Genomic DNA, 20,488 nt, shown 5'->3' on the forward strand with positions numbered 1-20,488 from the left:
GCACAACCAGGACACCATGCAGACCATCGAACTCGATCCGACCCTGTCTTCCACCCTCGAGCAGGCGCGCCAGCCTGGACTGACCCTCGTCATCGGCAACAAGAACGTGTCGTCGTGGTCGATGCGCCCATGGGTGGCGGCGGTGGCGTTCGGGATCCCGTTCACCGAGGTGCGCGTGCTGCTCGACCAGCCGGAGACCGCCGCCAACATCGCGCGCTATTCGCATGCCGGCCGGGTGCCTGTGCTGCTGGCGGGCGAGATGACGATCTGGGACAGCCTGGCGATCGTCGAGTACCTGGCCGAGCAGTTCCCCGACAAGCACATGTGGCCGCAGGACGTGGCCGCGCGCGCGCTGGCGCGCTCGATCGTGGCCGAGATGCACTCGGGCTTCGCCGAGCTGCGCAGCGCGATGTCGATGAACATCCAGGCGCGCCTGCCGGGCCGCGGGCGCACGCCGGGCGCCCAGGCCGACATCGGCCGGATCTGCGAGATCTGGGAAGACTGCTTGGCACGCTTCGGCCACCACGGCTTCCTGTTCGGCGATTTTTCCATCGCCGACGCCTTCTATGCGCCGGTGGTGTGCCGCTTCAAGACCTACGGGGTGGCGCTGGCGCCGGCGCTGCAGGCCTATTGCGATCGCGTGCTGGCCCACCCGGCGGTGGCGCGCTGGGTGGACGAGGCGATGCGCGAGATCGATCCGACCCCGCAGCACGACCTCGACCTGCCGCGGGAGTGATGGTGGCCGGCCGCATGCGCAGCTACGTGGTCGGTGGCGCCGTACGCGATGGCCTGCTCGGGCGTCCCGTTACCGACCGCGACCACGTGGTGGTCGGCGCCACCCCGCAGGACATGCTGGCGCTGGGCTACCGCCCGGTCGGCAAGGATTTCCCGGTCTTCCTGCATCCCGACACGCATGAGGAGTACGCGCTGGCGCGCACCGAGCGCAAGACCGCGCCGGGCTACCATGGCTTCGTGTTCCATACCTCGCCCGAGGTCACGCTGGAAGAAGACCTGGTGCGGCGCGACCTCACCATCAACGCCATGGCGCGCGCCGAGGATGGCAGCATCGTCGACCCCTACGGCGGCCAGGCCGACCTGCGCGAGCGCGTCTTCCGCCACGTCTCGGAGGCCTTTGCCGAGGACCCGGTGCGCATCCTGCGCCTGGCGCGCTTTGCCGCGCGCTTCCCGGAGTTCCGGGTGCATGCATCGACCCTGGCCCTGATGCGCGCGATGGTCGCGGCGGGGGAGGCCGACGCCCTGGTGCCGGAGCGGGTCTGGCAGGAACTGGCGCGCGGGCTGATGGAGGAGCGGCCCTCGTGCATGTTCGCGGTGCTGCGCGACTGCGGCGCGCTGGCGCGCATCCTGCCCGAACTCGATGCGCTGTGGGAGCGGCAGCCGCCGCACCAGGACACGGCCAGCGCCCCGCCCGCCATGCGCGTGCTCGACCACGCGGCCGCCCGGGAACTGCCGCTCGAGGTGCGCTTTGCCGCCCTGCTGCAGGACCTCGACCGGGACCCCGCGGCCGGCCTGCAGCTGGTGATGGCCGTCTGCAAGCGCCTGAAGGTGCCCAACGAATGCCGCGACCTGGCCCAGATGAGCGCCCGCGAGCGCGACGCGGTGAGGAATGCCATGGCGCTGCCGCCGGACGGCATCGTCGGCCTGTTCGAGCGCTGCGATGCCTTCCGCAAGCCGGAACGCTGCGTCCGGATGCTGCAGGCCTGCGCCTGCGCCGGGCACGGCCACCCGGGAGAGGCGGCGCGGCTGCCGCAGCTTGGGCAGCAGCCCAGGCTGCAGGACCTGGAGCAGCAGCCCAGGCTGCTGCGGGCACTGGACGCGGCGCGCGCCGTCAACGCCGGCGAGATCGCCGCACGCTGCGCGGACCGGCGCGAGCGCATCCCCGCGGCGGTGCACGCGGCCCGCGTGGCGGCGGTCGAGGCAGCGCTACAGGACGTGCGCGACTGAAAAAGCCGGGTTTTGCTATGCTTCTCCAGGTCAAGAATGTGAAACCGATGTAAACGGAGGAAAAGATGGTTGCCGTGCTGGCGCAGCGCGTAGCGAGCTCGACCCCGCGGCGCCGCCTGCAGCTTGCCGGCCTGGCAGTGCTGGTCCTCGCCCTGCTGCTCGCTTTCCTGTATATCCGCTCGGAAGCGGCCGATCCCGAAGTCCGCAACGACGTCATGCTGAGCCTGCGCGAACTCGAAAAGCTCGACGCCGAGTGGGATGCCAACATCCTGCGCGCCCACATCGGCCGGGCGCCCGCCACCCCCCAGCTCACCACCCAGCTGCCGCGCATGCGCGAGCTGGTGGCGCGGCTGGGCGAGGCCGTCCCGGAAACGGGCAGCGCCCCGGTAGGCGCCGCCTACACGCAGCTGCGCGAGGCCCTGCAGCGCAAGGAAGTGCTGGCGACCCAGTTCGCGCGCCACAATCCGCCGCTGCGCGAAGCCCTGACTTACCTGCCGCCGGCCGTGGCCGACCTCAAGACCGAACTGGGTGGCATCGAAGGCGCGCTGGCGCCGGCGCGCCTGGTGGTGCGGCTGGATGCCTCGCTGAATGCCCTGTTGAGCGAAATCCTGCGCTATAACGTGGCGCCGAGCCCGCCACTGGCGGCGCGCATCGACGAGACCCTGGGCGACATCGCGGCGCAGGAGATCGCGTTCTCGCCAGCCGTGGTCGAGAAGATGGACGCGATCATCAAGGCCGCGCGCGTGATCCTGGAAAAGCGGCCGCTGGGCAACCGGCTCGAGGCGCAGATCGCCGGCGCCGCCCTCGACACGGCCCTGGACCGCCTGGGGCGCGAGTTCACCCGCTCGTTCGACGCCGCGCTGGCCGTGCGCGAACGCTATCGCGGCTACCTGTTCGCCTACTCGGCCGTGCTGCTGATGCTGCTGGCCTATGCCGGCATGCGGCTGCGGCGCAGCTACCGCATCATCGGCGAGGTCAACCACCGCCTGCAGGCGGCCAACGAAACCCTCGAGCAGCGCGTGGCCGAACGCACCGCCGAGCTGGAGACGCAGTCGAAGCAGCTCGAGCGCCTGGCCCAGCACGACAGCCTGACCGGCCTGATCAACTACCGCCAGCTGACCCGCCTGCTGGAACGGGCGCTGGCGCGCGCCAACCGGCGCGACTCGGTGGTGGTCATCATGTTCATCGACCTGGACGGCTTCAAGGCGGTGAACGACACCTATGGCCATGCCACCGGCGACCTGGTGCTGCAGATGGTGGCGCGCCGGGTGCAGGAAAAGCTGCGCGCCGAGGATGCGCTGGCGCGCCTCGGCGGCGACGAGTTCGTCATCATGCTGGAAGAAGTCGCCTCGCGCGAAGGCGCGCTGCGGGTGGCCCAGCTGGCCCTGGACCAGATCAAGTCGGTAACCGAGGCGGATGGCAATCCGGTGGCGATTTCCGCCAGTATCGGCATTTCGAGCGCACGCGGGCATGAGGCCGCGGCGCGCGGCTCGGCGGCCCTGCTGGCCGAAGCGGACAAGGCCATGTACGAGGCCAAGCAGTCGGGCAAGGGCGTCTTCGTCATCAGTCCGCAGGCCCAGTGGCCCGCGCTGCCCGCAACCCCGGAGGACGGCGGCCACGCGCGCAATCCGCTAGAATAGCGCCTATGTTGCACCGCACAAAAGGAATCCGCATGCTGGACAATCCCCTGGCCCGTTGGCTGAAGGGCCTCGGTGGCAAGGGCAAGCCCGGCCGGCCGACCGTACTCGTGAAGGAACTGGGCGAACGCGATCGCCGCCGCATCCTGCGTCATTTCCTGGCGCTGGACGATAGCGACCGCCTGCTGCGTTTCGGCAGCATCATTTCCGACGAGGCGATCACGAAGTATGTCGGGAAGATCGACTTCAGCCACGACATCGTGTTCGGCGTGGTGAACCGCGTGTTCCAGCTGGTGGGCGTGGGGCACCTGGCCTTTGCCAAGGCCGACGGCGGCAAGCCGACCCAGAAGACGCGGGTGGCGGAATTCGGGGTGTCGGTGTCGAAGTCGGCGCGCGGGCAGGGCGTCGGCTCGCGCCTGTTCCAGCGCGCGGCCATCCATTGCCGCAACGCGGACGTGGATACCCTGTACATGCAATGCCTGACCTCGAACCAGACCATGATGCACATCGCGCGCAAGGCGGGCATGGAAATCAAGCGCGAGTATGGCGAGGCGGACGCCTACCTGCAGCTGCCGCCGCCCAGCCCGGCGAGCGTGATGGCCGAGGCGCTCGAAGAGCAGTGGGCCATGATCGACTACAACGTCAAGGCGAATGCGCGCGCTGCCGTGAAGTGGTTGTCGCCCAAGAAGTAGGCGGGCGATCAGCCGGCGACGGGCAGCGCCGTGGTTTCCTTGATCCGCTGCAGCGCGAAACTCGACTTCACGTCCAGCACCGCGGGGTGCTTGAGCAGCGTGCCCATCATGAAGCGCGAGAAGTGGTCCATGTCTTCCACGTGCACGCGCAGCAGGAAATCCATCTCGCCCGTCATCGCATAGCAGGCCACCACTTCCGGCCAGGTACCCACCGACACCGCGAAATCGTTGCGCGGCGAGGTCGCCGGCAGGCTGGGCGCGCCGCGCGCGCCGCCCGCCACTTCGCTGTGCTTTTCCAGGCGCACGTTCACGTAGGCCAGCAGCCCGAGCCCGATCTTGTCCGGGTCCACCAGCGCCACGTACTGGCGGATCACGCCGGCTTCTTCCAGGCGCTTGATGCGCCGCAGGCAAGGCGAGGGCGAGAGGTTGACCCGCTCGGCCACGTCCTGGTTCGACAGCCGGCCATCGGTCTGCAGCACCGCCAGGATCTTGCGGTCGGTCTTGTCGAGCTCGATTCTTGACATGTTTTCCTCGGTGGATTCGCGAACACGGCAATTTTATTGCGCAAATCATTTGGCGGGGGGAATTGTTTGGAATTTAATGCCGGAGGGGCCGGACTATACTGTGCGGCTTGCGGCAGCGCCCCATGGCCAACAAGAGCCCTGTGCCTGCCGCAGCCCTCGCGACAGTTGACGGAGACACCCCATGAACGCACCCCTCGAGCGCGCCAAGCTGGCGCTGCCCCAGCACGACATCAGCCTTGACGACAAGTGGACTTTGGCCCGCGGCCGCGCGTTCATGACCGGCACCCAGGCCCTGATCCGCCTGCCCATGCTCCAGCGCGAGCGCGACCTCAAGGCCGGCCTGAACACCGCCGGCTACATCACCGGCTACCGCGGCTCGCCGGTCACCGCCGTCGACCAGACCGCGATGAAGGCGAAGAAGCACCTCGACGCCCACCACGTGAAGTTCCACCCGGGCATGAACGAAGACCTGGCGGCCACCGCCGTCTGGGGTACCCAGCAGACCAACCTGTACAAGGACGCCAAGTACGACGGCGTGTTTGCCATGTGGTACGGCAAGGGTCCGGGCGTGGACCGCTGCGGCGACGTTTTTAAACATGGCAACAACGCCGGCTCCGCGCAGCATGGCGGCGTGCTGGTACTGGCCGGCGACGACCACGCGGCCAAGTCTTCCTCCACCGCGCACCAGTCCGACCACATCCTGACCGCCTGCGGCATCCCGGTGCTGTACCCGTCCTCGGTCCAGGAATACCTCGACTACGGCCTGCACGCCTGGGCGATGAGCCGCTACACCGGCCTGTGGGTGTCGATGAAGTGCGTGACCGACGTCATCGAATCGGGCGCCGTGGTCGACCTCGACCCGGACCGCGTGCAGATCAAGCTGCCCACCGATTTCGAAGTGCCCGAGGGCGGCCTGAACATCCGCTGGCCGGACGCCGTGCTGGACCAGGAAGTCCGCATGAACAACCATAAATGGTATGCGGCCCTGGCCTATGCCCGTGCGAACAAGCTGAACAGGATCATCTGGGACAGCCCGCAGCCGAAGATCGGCATCATCACGGCCGGCAAGAGCTATGTGGACACGCGCCAGGCCTTGGCCGACCTCGGCATCGATGAACAGGCTGCACGCGATATCGGCATTCGCCTCTATAAGATCGGCATGACCTGGCCGCTCGAATCGGAAGGCGTGCATGCGTTCGCGCGCGGCCTGGACGAGATCCTGGTGGTCGAAGAGAAGCGGCAAGTGCTGGAATACGCGCTCAAGGAAGCGCTGTACAACCTGCCGGACGGCGAACGTCCGCGCGTGGTCGGCAAGTTCGACGACACCGGCGAATGGAGCAACCGCGACCGCAAGGGCCACGGCGACTGGCTGCTGCCGGCCACCTACGAGCTGAGCCCGGCCCAGATCGCGCGCGCCATCGCCTCGCGCATTTCGCACTACTGCGCCGGCCACCCGGTGGAGCAACGCGTGAAGCAGCGCATCGCCTACCTGGAAAACAAGGAGCTGGTGCTCAAGTCCATTCCGGCCAAGGCCAACCCGCAGACCGACCGCATTCCCTATTTCTGCTCGGGCTGCCCGCACAACAGTTCCACGAAAGTGCCTGAAGGCTCGCGCGCCATGGCCGGCATCGGCTGCCACTACATGGTGCTGTGGATGGACCGCGAGACCTCCACCTTCACCCACATGGGCGCGGAAGGCACGACCTGGATCGGGCAGTCCCCGTTCACCGACGAGAAGCACGTGTTCGTGAACCTGGGCGACGGCACCTACTTCCACTCAGGCATCCTGGCGATCCGCGCGGCGGTGGCGGCGAAGGTCAACATCACCTACAAGATCCTGTACAACGATGCCGTGGCCATGACCGGCGGCCAGAACGTGGATGGTCCGCTCGACCCGGGCATGATCACGCGCCAGATCGCCGCCGAAGGCGTGCGCCCGATCATCGTCGTCACCGACGAACCCGGCAAATACCCGGCCGACTATGCCTGGGCCGAAGGCGTCACCGTGCGCCACCGTTCGGAGCTGATGGACGTGCAGAAGGAACTGCGCGAGATGCCGGGCGTCTCGGCCGTCATCTACGACCAGACCTGCGCCTCCGAAAAGCGCCGCCGCCGGAAAAAAGGCGAGTTCCCCGACCCGGCCAAGCGCGCCGTCATCAACGAAGCCGTCTGCGAAGGCTGCGGCGACTGCTCGGTGCAGTCGAACTGCCTGTCGGTCGAGCCGCTGGAAACGGAACTGGGCCGCAAGCGCCAGATCAACCAGTCCTCCTGCAACAAGGATTTCTCCTGCGTCTCGGGCTTCTGCCCGAGCTTCGTCACCGTCGAAGGCGGCGGCCTGAAGAAGCCCAAGAAAGCGGCGACTGCCGAGGCCACGCCGCCGGCACTGCCGATGCCGGCCATCCCGCAGGTCGCCGAACCCTTCGGCATCCTGGTCGCGGGCGTCGGCGGCACCGGTGTCGTCACCGTCGGCCAGATCCTGGCGATGGCGGCCCACGTGGAAGGCAAGGGCGCCGTCGTGCTCGACCAGTCCGGCCTGGCCCAGAAAGGCGGCCCGGTGATGTCGCACGTGCGCCTGGCCGAACACCAGGCCGACCTGCACTCGACCCGCGTCGGCACCGGCAGCGCCGATCTCGTGATCGGCTGCGACCAAATCGTCGCCGCCTCGCGCGACGCCCTGAGCCGCATGGGCGAGGACCGCACCTGGGCCGCCGTGAATTCCACCGGCGCCACCACCGCGGCCTTCGTGAAGAACCCGGACTGGCAGTTCCCGGCCGAGGGCTCGAAGGGCGCCATCGTGCAGGCCTGCGGCGAGGGTAATGTGGACTTCGTCGATGCCGGCAGGATCGCCACCGCCCTGATGGGCGATGCGATCGCCACCAATATGTTCATGCTGGGCTATGCCTTCCAGAAGGGCCGCGTGCCCCTGACGGAAGCCTCGCTGCTCAAGGCGATCGAGCTGAACGGCGTCTCGGTGCCCTTCAACAAGGCCGCCTTCCACTGGGGCCGCAGCGCCGCCCACGACCTGGCCGCGGTGAACAAGCTGGCCACGCCGAGCCAGGTGATCGAGTTCAAGCGCGCCGAGAGCCTGGACGACATCATCGCCCGCCGCGTCGCGCTGCTCACCGCCTACCAGGACGCCGCCTATGCCGCGCAGTACAAGGCTTTTGTGGACCAGGTACGCGCCGCGGAAGCGAAGCTGGGCAAGGGCAGCCGCCTGGCCGAGTCGGTAGCGCGCTACTTCTACAAGCTGATGGCCTACAAGGACGAGTACGAAGTTGCGCGCCTGCACACCGATCCGGCGTTCAAGGCCAAGATCGCGAACATGTTCGAAGGCGACATCAAGCTGAAGTTCCACCTGGCGCCGCCGCTGCTGGCGAAGCACGACAAGGAAGGCCGCGCGCTGAAGCAGGAGTACGGTTCCTGGATGATGGGGGCGTTCGGCGTGCTGGCGAAGCTGAAGCGCCTGCGCGGCACGCCGTTCGACGTGTTCGGCTACAGCGCCGAGCGCCGCACCGAGCGCGCCCTGATCGGCGACTACCGCCGCACCGTGGAAGCGCTGCTGCCGAAGCTGGACGCCGGCAACCTGCAACAGGCGGTCGCCATCGCCAGCATCCCGGAAGACATCCGCGGCTATGGCCATGTGAAGGAGCGCCACCTGAAGGCGGCCAAGCAGAAGGAAGCGGCACTGGTCGCGGCCTTCCATGGCCTGCCCGCCGCCACGGCACGCGCGGCCTGATCTTGCGTTAATTCTTGCGCCGATGCCAGGAAGGCAAGCCGTCCAGCGCGGTCTGTCTTCCTGGCATTTTTTGTTGTTGATCAGAATAACTGTTACAGTTGGTTGCACTCCGCGCCAAGGTCGGCGTCTATAATCGGACGCATGAACTCGCCATATGCACATGGTCGTGTGCCGACCGCTCCCCGTCTGCTCGTTTCGCTGCTGGTAGCAGCCCTGGTCCTTGCCGGTTGCGGCGGCGGCGGCGGTTCGCCCGGCGCCACCACGGGTTCCGGCCAGACCGGCCAGCAGCCGGGCACGCCAACCATCCCCACCACGCCCACCACGCCGACCGGCGGCCCGACCCCGGAAGACCTGAACCCGAACCTGCTGGGCGACGCCTTCGGCACCTACTGGAACCGCTGCGCGGTGCCACGCACCGGCGTGGACTTCCAGGGCAAGCCCTTCCCGGACAAGCAGGGCACCCTGCTCGACGAGCTGAAGTTCCTGCGCGCCTGGATCAATGAATCCTACCTCTGGTACAACGAAGTCCCGAACACCTTCAAGATGGCGGACTTCACCAATCCGGTCGACTACTTCAACGTGCTCAAGACCTCGGCGCTGACCCCGTCGGGCCAGCCGAAGGACAAGTATCACTTCACCTATACCACCGAGGAATGGGACAAGCTGAACGAGGCCGGCATCGACCTCGGCTACGGCGTGACCTGGAAGCGCAACAGCTCGACCGCGCCGCGCACCTGGCTGGTGACGCTGGTGGAGCCGGGTTCGCCCGCGGCCGCGGCCGGCCTGCAGCGCGGCGACATGCTGGTCAAGGTCGATGGCGTGGACTTCGTCAACGCCTCCGACGCCGCCTCGGTGACCACCATCAACGCCGGCCTGTTCCCGGAAACGCCGGGCGTCGCCCACCGCTTCACCCTGCAGCGCGGCAGCGTCAGCTACGAAGCGACGATGACGGGCGCCGAAGTGCGCATCGACCCCGTCAAGTACGTGCAGGTGCTGGACACCCCGACCGGCAAGGTGGGCTACCTGAGCTTCGAGACCCATAACGCGGTCTCGGAAAAGGAGCTGGTGGACGCCTTCAACACCTTCAAGGTGGCCGGCGTGAGCGACCTGGTGCTCGACATGCGCTACAACGGCGGCGGCCTGCTGTACATCGCCAGCGAGCTGTCCTACATGATCGCCGGCCCGTCCCAGACCGCCGGCAAGATCTTCGCGCGCCAGCAGTACAACGACAAGACCCCGCCGCAGGGCGCGATTCCCTTCCTGGGCAGCGCCTACGGCTTCAGTTCGCCGAATCCGGTGCGCGCCGGCACGCCGCTGCCCTACCTGGGCCTGAACCGTGTCACCGTCCTCACCACGCCCGGCACCTGCTCGGCCAGCGAGTCGGTGATCAACGGCCTGCGCGGCGCCGACATCCAGGTCGACGTGATCGGCAGCCAGACCTGCGGCAAGCCCTACGGCTTCACGCCGGTGCCGAACTGCGGCACGACCTATTTCGCGATCGAGTTCAAGAGCGTGAACAACAAGGGCTTCGGCGACTACGCGGACGGCCTGGCCGCGACCTGCCAGGTGGCCGACGACCTGTCCAAGCCGCTGGGCGACCGCAGCGAAGGGCTGCTCGCTGCCGCCCTGAGCTACCGCGCGACCGGCACCTGCCCGCCGGCCAGCCGCGCGCGCCAGGTGCCGATGGAACTGGTGCGCCATCCGGCCAGGGAAATCTCGATCCTGACGAAACCGCGCTAGGGACGACGAACACCTGCGCGTGACACGGCCCGCCAGTGCGGGCCGTTTTCATTGTGGAAACAGGACTATAATCCTCGGCTTTGCCACCCGTCGATTGCTGGAGTCTTTCCGATGATCCGTTCCGCCCTGTTGCTATCCCTGCTGGCCGCGCTGCCCCTGGCCCACGCCGCCCCCGACCTCACGACCGTGTCCGAGCGCTCGGGCTTCCAGGCCACCGGCCGCTACGACGAAGTCATCAAGCTGTGCGCCGATTTCCAGAAGGCCTATCCGAAGCGGGTGAAATGCACCGAGTTCGGCCGCACGCCGGAAGGCCGGCCGATGCTGGCCCTGGTGGTATCGAACACCGGCGCGTTCACGCCGCAGGCGGCGAAGAAGCAGGGCTTGCCCGTCACCCTGATCCAGGGCGGCATCCATGCCGGCGAGATTGACGGCAAGGATGCCGGCTTCCTGGCCCTGCGCGAGACCCTCGACGGCAAGCTGGCGAAGGGCGTCCTGGACAAGCAGGTGCTGCTGTTCATCCCGGTGTTCAACGTCGACGGCCACGAGCGCTTCGGCAAGTGGAACCGTCCGAACCAGCGCGGCCCGGTCGAGATGGGCTGGCGCACCACGGCCCAGAACTTCAACCTGAACCGCGACTACGTGAAGGCCGACTCGCCCGAGATGGGGGCGATGCTGAAGCTGGTGAACGCCTGGGATCCGCTGACCTACGTCGACCTGCACGTGACCGACGGCGCCAAGTTCCAGCACGACGTCTCGATCCAGGTCGAGCCGGTGTATGCGGGCGACCCGGAATTGCGCAAGGCCGGCCTGGCCCTGCGCTCGGGCGTGATCGCCGACATCGCCAAGCAGGGCTCGACCCCGCAGTCCTACTATATGTCCTTCGCCAAGACCGACGACCCGCAGTCGGGCTTCGTGGACAGCGTCTCGGACCCGCGTTTCTCGACCGGCTACTTCCCGCTGCGTAACCGCATGGCCCTGCTGGTCGAGACCCATTCGTGGAAGGACTACCCGACCCGGGTGCGGGTCACCCACAACACCGTGGTCTCGATCCTCGAGCAGGTGGCGAAGAACGGCAAGGACTGGCTGGCGGCCGTCGCCGCGGCCGATGCGCGCGCTTCGCGGCTGGCGGGGGCGCCGGTGGCGCTCACCTACCGCACCACCGAGAACAGCCGCATGGTCGACTTCCAGGGCTATGCCTACACCCGCACCGAGTCCGAGGTGTCGGGCATCCTGATGACGCGCTACGATGAAAGCAAGCCGCAGGTCTGGCGCGTGCCGCTGCGCGAGGAAGTGGTGCCGGACCGCGTGATCGCGGCGCCGCGCGCCGGCTACATCGTACCGGCCGCCCATGCCGACCTGGTGGCGGGCAAGCTGGCGCTGCACGGCATCGCCTTCCGCCGCCTGGACCGTGCCATCCCGAAGCTCGATGCCGAGACCTTCCGCGCCGACAAGGCGAACTTCAGCGCCACTTCCTTCGAATCGCACCAGCGCCTGAGCCTGGAGGGCGCATGGAAGGCCGAGGCGCGCGCGGTGGCCAAGGGCTCGCTGTTCGTGCCGGTCAACCAGCCCAAGGCGCGCCTGGTGGTGGCGATGCTGGAGCCGCAGGCGCCGGACTCGCTGCTGGCCTGGGGCTTCTTCAACAACGCCTACGAGCGCAAGGAGTACATGGAGGAATACGTGGCCGAGGAAGTGGCGCGCGAGCAGATGGCGGCCGATCCGGCGCTGGCTGCGGAATTCAAGCGCCGCGTCGACACCGATCCGGCGTTCGCGAAGAATCCGCACGCGCGCCTGGAATTCTTCGCGCGCCGCCATGCATCCTGGGACGAGCGCTTCAACCTGTACCCGGTCCTGCGCACGGCGACGGCTCCCTGAGCGCACGCCGCACCGCCGACGCCGGCAGGTTCATCAGGAGCCGCACCAGTTCCGGCTGGCGGTTGGTGGCGGTCTTCTGGTAGATCGACACAAGCTGCTTGCGCACCGTGTCGTACTGCACGCCAAGCGCGTCGGCGATGCCCTTGAGCGGCACGCCGTCGGCCAGCAGCGCCGCCACCCGCGACTCCGCATGCGACAGGCCGAAGGCGGCCGTGAGCAGGGCCGAGTCGATCTCCTGGGCCGACCCCGGGTGATAGAAGAACAGCATCACCAGCGGCCGCAGGCCAAAACTGCCCATGGTCCGTTCCGGCACCAGCAGCGAAAAGAAACCATACAGCACGTCGGGCGCCTCGCCCGGTCCGCTGCGCATGTGCAGCGTACGGCAATCCCTGCCATCGGCCTCGCCGCTGCGCATCTGGTGTTCCAGCGCCGCGCACTGCTCCAGGAAAGGGCGGTGGTAGGCCTGCGGCAGCACCAGGCGCCGGCCGTCCAGCTGCGCCAGGCTGGTGGCGCCGAGCAGGCGGCGTGCGGCCTCGTTCGCCAGCACCACGTCGCCCTCGGTGGTCAGGAGCATCACGGGCTGGCGCAGGCGGTCGACCAGGGCGTGGCCGACCAGGGCCTGGGCCGAATACACGAAACGGGCCAGGCCCATGCGCGCGGCGCGCTCCATGTGCGGGCGCAGGCGGTCCAGGAAGGCCAGCGCATCGGGCGGTAGCGAGCCTTCGCCGGGCCGGCGCAGGAAAGCCAGCATCACCGTGGCTTCGCTGTTCTCGACCAGCTTGCAGATGCTCAGGTAGCGCGCGCCGTGCGGAATCAGGAAGCCCTGGTAGAAAGGATCGCCGGCGACAAAGGCCTCGTCGAAATGCTCGTCGCAATGCAGCCATGTGTCCGGCCAGGCGCTGCGCAGGAGCGCCACGCGCGGGTCGATGAACTGGTATTTCTGGATGTATTCCAGGTCGATCTGCGGCGCCATGTTGGCGCCGTCGCTGAACGACAGGGTACCGTGCCTGGCGTCGAAGGCGAGCAGGTGGACGGCACGCCCGCCCACCGCCTCGTGCAGGCACTCGAGCACGCTTCGCCAGGATGCGCGGTCGTCCAGCGTGTCGTAAATCAGGTTGATGGCGCGCTCGAAACGCACCTGCGACAAGTCCACAATCAGCTCCGTTCTAAATATTGGACGCATCGTAACCGATGGCGCGAAGCATTGGAATTACCGGTTTTCCATTCGTTGCGACAATGCTTCAATCTAGCCGGATCGCTGTGCGCCCCTGGCGCGCGCGGTTCAGGGCAGCATCGGGGAGCTGAGCAGGACGGTCCGGACCGCACCGTCGGCGCCTGGGGTGAGCTGGTACAGGCGGTCGTATTCGTCGTCGCCGATGTCGCCGCCGGGCGCGCCGCCAAACAGGCGCACCAGCTCGGGCAGGGTATTCGAATGGCCCACCACCAGTACCGGGCCGGACAGGGTCTTCACCTTCTCCACCAGCGCCTTCGGCGCGCCCGGGTCGTACAGCTGCACCTCGATACCCAGGCGCTGCGCCAGTGGCTGCGCGGTCTGGCGCGTGCGCTGGGTCGGCGTGCTGTGGATGCTGGTGATGCCGGTGCGCCCCAGGATGGCGGCGATGACCTGGGCCCGTTTCTGGCCCAGCGTGGTCAGCTCCGGGTCCTGGCCCACGGTCGCCTTTTCCCCGTGGCGCACCAGGTAGATGGCGCTTGGTTCGGCGAAGGCCGCGCAGGGCGCGAGCATGGCCAGGCTGAGCGACAGGCAGCGGAACAGGCGGGCGGGCAGTTTCATGGAGTCCTCGTATTGAAGCCAAGCGAAAAGAGGAGCGTAGCATGCCGCGGCCGGGATGCGACAGCCGATGCCGGCCTGCGCGCGCACGCCGCGTTGGTCCACGCGCCGGGCCGGCTGCGCGGCCCGTTCGATCAGAGCTGGGTCAGCGAGATCGTGTTCGGCGCCGGCGTCGAGCACGGCTCCTCGTCGAAGGCGATGTCGCCCAGCGGATTCGGCACGCCGTCGGTCTTCAGGTCGACGAAGCCGAACAGGTCGCGGTCCTGCAGGTGCGAAGGCACCACGGTGGAGAGCGACGAGAACACGTTTTCCACGCGGCCCGGATGCTTCTTTTCCCAGTCGCGCAGCATGGCCTTGATCTGCTTGCGCTGCAGGTTTTCCTGCGAACCGCACAAGTCGCACGGAATGATGGGGAAGCCTTTCACTTCCGCATAGCGTTCGGTGTCCGCTTCCTTCACGTAGGCCAGCGGGCGGATCACCATGTGCTTGCCATCGTCCGAGACCAGCTTGGCCGGCATGCCCTTCAGCTTACCGCCGAAGAACATGTTCAGGAAGAAGGTTTCCAGGATGTCGTCGCGGTGGTGGCCGAGGGCGATCTTGTTGCAGCCCAGCTCGTCCGCCACGCGGTACAGGATGCCGCGCCGCAGGCGCGAGCACAGCGAGCAGGTGGTTTTACCCTCCGGGACCAGGCGCTTGACGATGCTGTAGGTGTCCTGGTTCTCGATGTGGTACGGGATGCCCAGCTTCTCGAGGTAGGCCGGCAGGATCTCGGCCGGGAAGTTCGGCTGCTTCTGGTCGAGGTTGACCGCGACGATGTCGAAGTGGATCGGCGCGCGCTCGCGCAGGGTCATCAGAATGTCGAGCAGGGCATAGCTGTCCTTGCCGCCCGACAGGCAGACCATCACCTTGTCGCCATCCTCGATCATGTTGAAGTCGCCGATGGCCTGGCCGACCAGGCGGCACAGGCGCTTGTGCAGCTTGTTGTTCTCGTAGGCGATCTTGTCCGCCTTCTTCGCGTCGGCATTCACCTGGTCGAAATCCGCTTCGCTCATGCTGCTTCCTTCATCTGGAACACTTCCACGCCCACGCCTTCGCAATCCGGGTAGACGTCCGGCTTCATGGTCGACACCCGCGCCGCGCGCACGCGCGGGTGGGTCAGCATCGCCTTGACCACGTCGTCGCACAGGGTTTCCTGCAGGTGGATGTGGCCCCTGGCGATACGCTGCGCGATGGTTTCGCGCATGAAGTCATAGTCGACCACTTCCGCCAGCTGGTCGGCCTTCGGGGTGGACTGTTCCAGCGGAATGTAGAGGTCAACGTTGATCAGGACACGCTGCTCCGCCTTCTTCTCGAAATCGTGCACGCCGATATTGATCATCACTTCGTAGTTGCGCAGGAATAGCCGGCGGCAGTCGCGCAAGCTCGGGTGAATCAGGGCGGATAACATGCTAAAGCCTTATTAGGAATATTGATTGTTTTCAGTGAGGAACATTACGTCGCGTGATAATGGCGCCAGGTGCTGGCCGCCATCGACCAGCAGGGTGGTGCCGGTCAGCGCGCGCGCACCGGCGGCATAGACCACGGCCTCGGCGATGTCCTGCGGGGTCGAGGAACGCTGCAGCGGCGTCATCCGGTGCGCCTGGGCGAAGCCTTCCTCGCTCTGCTCGCCCGAGACCAGGGTGATGCCGGGCGCGACGCCCACCACCCGCAGGCGCGGTGCCAGCGCCTGGGCCAGCATCGTGGTGGCCGTGTGCAGGGCCGCCTTCGACAGCGTGTACGACAGAAAATCCGGGTTGAGATTGTACAGTTTCTGGTCCAGCAAGTTCACTACCACGGCCTGGCTGTCCGCCGCGGTCATGGCGTGCAGGGCCTGGGCCAGCAGCAGCGGCGCGGTGAGATTCGCACCCATGTGGCTGGCCAGCAGCGCGGGCGAAAACCCGGTGGCACTGTCGTATTCGAACAACGAGGCATTGTTGACGATGCAATCCAGGCGCCCCAGTTCGGCGGCCACGCGGCCCGGCAGGGCGCGTACCGCGTCCTGGTCCAGCAGATCGCACTGGAACAGGGCGGCGCGCCGGCCGAGGGCGCGGATGGCCCCGGCCGTATCCTGCGCTTCACGCTCCGACTGGCGGTAGTGCACGGCCACGTCCCAGCCGGCCGCGGCCAGTCCGAGCGCGATCGCGCGCCCCAGGCGGCGGCCGGCGCCCGTCACCAGGGCGACCTTGGGAATGCTGGCGGAAAGGACTGGCGTCATGCTGGACCTGTGCGAAGTGGCTGTGCTGATGTCGATGTGTGCGTGTGTTTGGCTGCCGGCAGGCCGTTTCGCTACAATGCCGGCATGTCCCTGCCCGCACCTACCCCCGACGCGCTCGCCGCGTCCCAGTCCCTGCAACAGCTGATCGCCGCCGACATCGAAGCACACGGCGGGGCGATCGCGTTTTCGCGGTTCATGGAACTGACGCTGTATGCGCCCAGGCTCGGGTACTACAGCGGCGGCGCCTCCAAGCTGGGCGCGAGCGGCGACTTCACCACCGCGCCCGAGATCTCGCCCCTGTTCGGCGCGGCCCTGGCGCGCGCGGCAGCCGCTATTATCGCCCAAAGCGCGCCCGAGATCATCGAATTCGGCGCCGGCACCGGCAAGCTGGCGCGCGACGTGCTCGCCGCCCTGGACGAACTGGGCGTGGCCGTGCAGTCGTACACCATCATCGAGCTTTCCGGCGAGCTGCGCGCGCGCCAGCAGGAAGCCCTGCAAGACCTGCCGCAGGTGCGCTGGCTGGACGCCATGCCGGATACGTTCAGCGGCGTGGTGCTGGCCAACGAGGTGCTCGACGCGATGCCGGTCGAACTCGTGATCCGCCAGGATGGCCGCTGGCAGCGCCAGATGGTCACCGTCACGGACGGCGCCTTCGCCTTCATGCAGGCGGCGCTGCCGCAGGCGCTGGCGGCCCAGCTGGCGCGCCAGGTCCCGGATGCCGAGGCGCTGCCGGAGGGCTACCTCACCGAGGTCCACCCGGTGGCCGAAGGCTTCATGGCCTCGCTGGCCGCCATGATGCGGGGCGGTCGCGGCGCCGCCTTCCTGTTCGACTACGGCTTCCCGGCGCACGAGTACTACCTCGACCAGCGCATCGGCGGCACGCTGATGTGCCATTACCGCCACCACGCCCACCCGGACCCGTTCTACCTGCCGGGCCTGCAGGACATCACGGCGCATGTGGACTTCACCGCGATGGCGCTGGCGTCCCAGGACGCCGGCCTGCCGGTGCTGGCCTACATGAACCAGGCCTCCTTCCTGCTCGGCTGCGGCATCGGCGAACTGCTGCTGGCCACCAGCCCCGAGGACGCGCTGCGCTTCCTGCCGCAGTCGCGGGCGGTGCAGAAGCTGGTCTCGCCGGCCGAAATGGGCGAGCTGTTCAAGGTGCTGGTGGTGGGGCAGGCAGTGGAGCTGCCGGAGGCGCTGGCGCGGGCCGACCGCAGCCACCGGCTCTAGGATGCCGGACATCTTGCGCTCCGGATACAAATCCGGCTAAGCTGTACCACCGGCCTGTCCGTACGGCGGCACAGGCGCACCCTTGAAAACATGGCCAAGATCCATACCCACTACGACAACCTGAAGGTCGCGCGCGGCGCGCCTGCGGAAGTCATTCGTGCGGCATACAAGGCCCTCAGCCAGAAATACCATCCCGACAAGAATCCGGGCGACGAAAAGGCCGCCCGCATCATGGCGATCGTCAACACCGCCTACAACACCCTGTCCGACCCGGTGCGCCGCAAGGAACACGACGAATGGATCGCGTCGGAAGAATGGGAAGTCGAGTGGCTGGAAAGCAGCGGCGCGGAAGAGGGCGGCGGCCAGGCCGGCCGTTCCCGCCCCGACCACTGGGAGCCGCACTCCGCCGATGCGCCGGCGCGCCGGCGGCCGCGCCTGATGCGCGACCCGCGCTGGTGGCTTGGCCTGGCGGGCTGCTTCGTGGCCGGCGCCGGGGCCACCGTGCTGCTACTGGATGCACCGCGCGAGGGCTGGCCGGCGGCACTGGCCTGGGCCGGCAAGCCGGCGGCCGCGGTATCGGTTCCGGCGCCGGTGCCAGTATCGGCGCCCACTGCCGCCGCCACGCCCGCATCCGCATCCGCCCAAGCCGCCGCACCCGAGCGTGCCGAGCGTGCCGAGGAGCCCGGCGCCGATGCCGAAGGCTGGGCACGCCCTGCCGGCGGCGAAGGCATGGCGCCACCACCCGAGGTCAAGGCACTGGCCGTGGCCCAGCTGGCGGTGCCGGCGCGTGTCCCCGGTTGCGCCACTGGCCTGCAAACCCTGCATGCGCCGGGCGGCGCCCCGTGGCCGGCGGAATCGGGCTACCTGCCGGGCTACCCGGCCGGCAACAACGGCGCGGAGATGCAGGTGCAGATCGACAATGGTGCGAACGCTTCGCCGATCTTCGTCAAGCTCTACGACCTCGACCGCCGCATCCACGTGCGTCACGCCTATGTGCAGCCGCATGGCAGTTTCACGATCGACAAGCTCAGCGCCGGCCGCTACGAAGTCCGTTACCAGAACATCCTTGCCGCCGATGGCAAGGGCGCCTGCCCGGACGCCGCCTCGGGGCAACCCCCGCTGCGCCAGGCGGCCGCCTTCGCCCCGGGCGGCTGACGGGCCGGGCGGGCCGCCGGCCGCTTCCCGCCCGTTTCGCCGGCTGTGGTTTTTTCAACGCACTCCCCCTCGCGGCCGGCGCTTTTGCGCTGCGTCGTTACCCAGATTCACTATTTAGTTTCCAGCCGTACTATACTGGGCCGATGCAGCCCGCCCATGCAGCGGCTTCGCCCATGCCCAACGCAGGCTTACGGAACCATGAACGAACTGGAAGGTCTCACCGCGCTGATCATCGAGCCTCATTCGGGCATGCGCGCCAACATCCACAGCATGCTCAACATGTGCGGCCTGACGCGCATCGAGCATGCCAGTTCGTCCAACCTGGCCGTCAAGCACCTGAGCCTGCGCAGCTTCGACATGGTCCTGTGCGAATATGACCTCGAGGGCGGCCAGGACGGCCAGCAGCTGCTCGAGGACGTGCGCCACCACAAGCTGATGCCGCTCTCGACCATGTTCTTCATGGTCACTGCCGAGGGCAACCACAGCAAGGTGGTCAGCGCCGCCGAGCTGGCGCCTACCGACTACATCCTCAAGCCCTTCACCGCCGACCGCCTGCTGGACCGCATTGCGCGCGCCCTCGACCGGCGCAGCGCCTTCATGCCGGTCTATATCCTGATGGAAGCGGGCGACCAGCGCGAGGCGATCGAGGCCTGCATCGAGGGTGCCCAGATCCACCCGCGCTATGCGGTCGACTTCCTGCGCCTGCGCGCCGAACTGCACGTGTTCCTGGGCGAACCGGAGCACGCCGAGCCGATCTACCGCAAGCTCATCGACCTGAAGGCGATCGCCTGGGCGCGCCTGGGCCTGGCCAAGACCCTGTTCCTGCGCAAGCAGTACGAGGAGGCCAAGGGGATGCTGGAAGAACTGGTCGATACCAACCGCAACTTCGTCGATGCCTACGACTGGCTGGCGCGCACCCATGCCGCGGTGGGCGAGCTGGACAAGTCGCAGGCCGTGCTGAACGACGCGGTCGCGGTGTCGCCGCACGCCGTGCGCCGCCTGCGCACGCTGGGCGACACGGCCTTCGAGGCGGGCGACACGGCAGCCGCGGAGAAGGCCTTCAAGCAGGTGATCACGAAGGCCAAGTATTCCGAATTCCGCGATCCGGAAGACCACGTCAAGCTGGTGCGCACGCTGGTCAAGAAGGGCGATCCGGTGGCCGCGGCCGCGGTCATCCGCGACCTCGACCGCTCGATGGGCGGGCGTCCCAACACCCCGCTGTGCAGCGCGATCTCCTCCGCCCTGCTGCACGAGTACACCGGCAACGAAGGCCGCCTGAACGAAGCGCTTGCCAGCGCCGTGGCCGCCTGCCGGGAAGCGCCGGCGCTGTCGGCCGACATCAAGCTGGAACTGGCCCGCACCTGCCTCGAGAACAAGATGGAAGAGGGTGGCGCCGAGCTGGTGCGCGACGTGATGCGCAACGCCGCCAACGAGGCCGGCATGGCGCGTGCGGTCAGCGTGATGGAAGGGGCGGGTTTTCCCGACCTGGCGCGTACCCTGGCCCAGGAAAGCCGCCAGCACGTGGTCGACCTGGTCGCCGACGGCGCCGCGCGCGCCCGGAACGGCGACTACAAGGGCGCGGTCGGCCTGATGCAGGAAGCGGCCATCAAGCTGCCGCACAATCCCTCGGTGGCCTTCAATGCCGCGCTGGCGACCCTGCGCTGCCTCGAGCACGAAGGCTGGGACGACAAGCTCGGCCAGCAGGCGGTGGTCCTGATCGGCAACGTGCGCAGGCTCGACCCCGGCAATGCGAAGCTGGGCGCGCTGTCGGCGCTGCACCACCAGGTACTGAAAAAATACGCGCGCACCGCCCAGGGTCGCCCGGCCCGGCCGGCGCCGGCGCAAGCGGGCAGGGCGGCATGAAGCGCGCGACCGGCAGGGTGAACGAAGCGGC

General features: G+C 67.9%; 16 protein-coding genes. 10 read left to right on the plus strand and 6 right to left on the minus strand.

What is annotated here, in order from left to right:
* Positions 1-16: 16 nt before the first annotated feature.
* The 4 genes from LE190_RS08470 to LE190_RS08485 all read left to right on the plus strand — a co-directional run bounded on the left by LE190_RS08470 (position 17) and on the right by LE190_RS08485 (position 4,291).
* A complete protein-coding gene (locus tag LE190_RS08470) occupies positions 17-736 on the plus strand; it encodes a glutathione S-transferase family protein (protein ID WP_225238476.1) in 720 nt (239 codons plus the stop codon).
* 14 nt (positions 737-750) lie between these two features.
* Entirely contained in the window at positions 751-1,962 is a 1,212-nt protein-coding gene (locus LE190_RS08475; RefSeq protein ID WP_225238477.1) for a multifunctional CCA addition/repair protein, read from the plus strand.
* Between the two features lie 65 nt (positions 1,963-2,027).
* Positions 2,028-3,602, plus strand: a complete 1,575-nt coding sequence (locus LE190_RS08480; RefSeq protein ID WP_225238308.1) for a DAHL domain-containing protein — start codon at positions 2,028-2,030, stop codon at positions 3,600-3,602.
* A 32-nt stretch (positions 3,603-3,634) separates the two neighbouring features.
* The gene (locus LE190_RS08485; protein WP_225238309.1) at positions 3,635-4,291 is read left to right on the plus strand and encodes a GNAT family N-acetyltransferase; all 657 of its coding nucleotides are present in this window, start codon (positions 3,635-3,637) and stop codon (positions 4,289-4,291) included.
* Between the two features lie 8 nt (positions 4,292-4,299).
* Here LE190_RS08485 and LE190_RS08490 read toward each other — a convergent pair whose 3' ends face one another.
* Complete coding sequence (locus LE190_RS08490) at positions 4,300-4,815, minus strand: Lrp/AsnC family transcriptional regulator (RefSeq protein WP_224944069.1); 516 nt, start codon at positions 4,813-4,815, stop codon at positions 4,300-4,302.
* 181 nt (positions 4,816-4,996) lie between these two features.
* Here LE190_RS08490 and LE190_RS08495 point away from each other — a divergent pair, with 181 nt between their 5' ends.
* From LE190_RS08495 to LE190_RS08505, 3 genes are all read left to right on the plus strand, one after another.
* Complete coding sequence (locus LE190_RS08495) at positions 4,997-8,551, plus strand: indolepyruvate ferredoxin oxidoreductase family protein (RefSeq protein ID WP_225238310.1); 3,555 nt, start codon at positions 4,997-4,999, stop codon at positions 8,549-8,551.
* Positions 8,552-8,692: 141 nt separating this feature from the next.
* Positions 8,693-10,291, plus strand: a complete 1,599-nt coding sequence (locus tag LE190_RS08500) for a S41 family peptidase (RefSeq protein ID WP_225238311.1) — start codon at positions 8,693-8,695, stop codon at positions 10,289-10,291.
* 111 nt (positions 10,292-10,402) lie between these two features.
* Positions 10,403-12,163, plus strand: coding sequence for a M14 family metallopeptidase (locus LE190_RS08505; RefSeq protein ID WP_225238312.1), 1,761 nt, complete (start codon positions 10,403-10,405; stop codon positions 12,161-12,163).
* On the opposite strand, the gene LE190_RS08510 is transcribed toward LE190_RS08505, so the two are convergent.
* The 5 genes from LE190_RS08510 to LE190_RS08530 all read right to left on the minus strand — a co-directional run bounded on the left by LE190_RS08510 (position 12,123) and on the right by LE190_RS08530 (position 16,206).
* Positions 12,123-13,316, minus strand: a complete 1,194-nt coding sequence (locus LE190_RS08510; RefSeq protein ID WP_225238313.1) for a helix-turn-helix transcriptional regulator — start codon at positions 13,314-13,316, stop codon at positions 12,123-12,125. The two genes, LE190_RS08505 and LE190_RS08510, sit on opposite strands and share 41 nt — an antisense overlap.
* Positions 13,317-13,445: 129 nt before the next feature.
* A complete protein-coding gene (locus tag LE190_RS08515; protein WP_225238314.1) occupies positions 13,446-13,955 on the minus strand; it encodes a SixA phosphatase family protein in 510 nt (169 codons plus the stop codon).
* Between the two features lie 131 nt (positions 13,956-14,086).
* Complete coding sequence (gene ttcA, locus LE190_RS08520; RefSeq protein WP_225238315.1) at positions 14,087-15,004, minus strand: tRNA 2-thiocytidine(32) synthetase TtcA; 918 nt, start codon at positions 15,002-15,004, stop codon at positions 14,087-14,089.
* A complete protein-coding gene (locus tag LE190_RS08525; RefSeq protein ID WP_225238316.1) occupies positions 15,001-15,399 on the minus strand; it encodes a dihydroneopterin aldolase in 399 nt (132 codons plus the stop codon). The genes ttcA and LE190_RS08525 overlap by 4 nt, the downstream gene beginning before the upstream one ends.
* Positions 15,400-15,411: 12 nt before the next feature.
* Positions 15,412-16,206, minus strand: coding sequence for an SDR family oxidoreductase (locus LE190_RS08530; protein WP_225238317.1), 795 nt, complete (start codon positions 16,204-16,206; stop codon positions 15,412-15,414).
* An 84-nt stretch (positions 16,207-16,290) separates the two neighbouring features.
* Here LE190_RS08530 and LE190_RS08535 point away from each other — a divergent pair, with 84 nt between their 5' ends.
* The 3 genes from LE190_RS08535 to LE190_RS08545 all read left to right on the plus strand — a co-directional run bounded on the left by LE190_RS08535 (position 16,291) and on the right by LE190_RS08545 (position 20,457).
* Positions 16,291-17,439 carry a class I SAM-dependent methyltransferase gene (locus LE190_RS08535; RefSeq protein WP_225238318.1) on the plus strand — a complete coding sequence of 383 codons (1,149 nt, stop codon included), beginning with the start codon at positions 16,291-16,293 and terminating at the stop codon, positions 17,437-17,439.
* A gap of 90 nt (positions 17,440-17,529) precedes the next feature.
* Entirely contained in the window at positions 17,530-18,594 is a 1,065-nt protein-coding gene (locus LE190_RS08540; RefSeq protein WP_225238319.1) for a J domain-containing protein, read from the plus strand.
* Between the two features lie 198 nt (positions 18,595-18,792).
* Positions 18,793-20,457: a response regulator gene (locus LE190_RS08545; protein ID WP_225238320.1), complete on the plus strand. Its 1,665-nt coding sequence runs from the start codon at positions 18,793-18,795 to the stop codon at positions 20,455-20,457.
* Positions 20,458-20,488: the final 31 nt, after the last annotated feature.

It is taken from the genome of Massilia hydrophila, assembly GCF_020208145.1.
Lineage (GTDB): Bacteria > Pseudomonadota > Gammaproteobacteria > Burkholderiales > Burkholderiaceae_D > Telluria > Telluria hydrophila.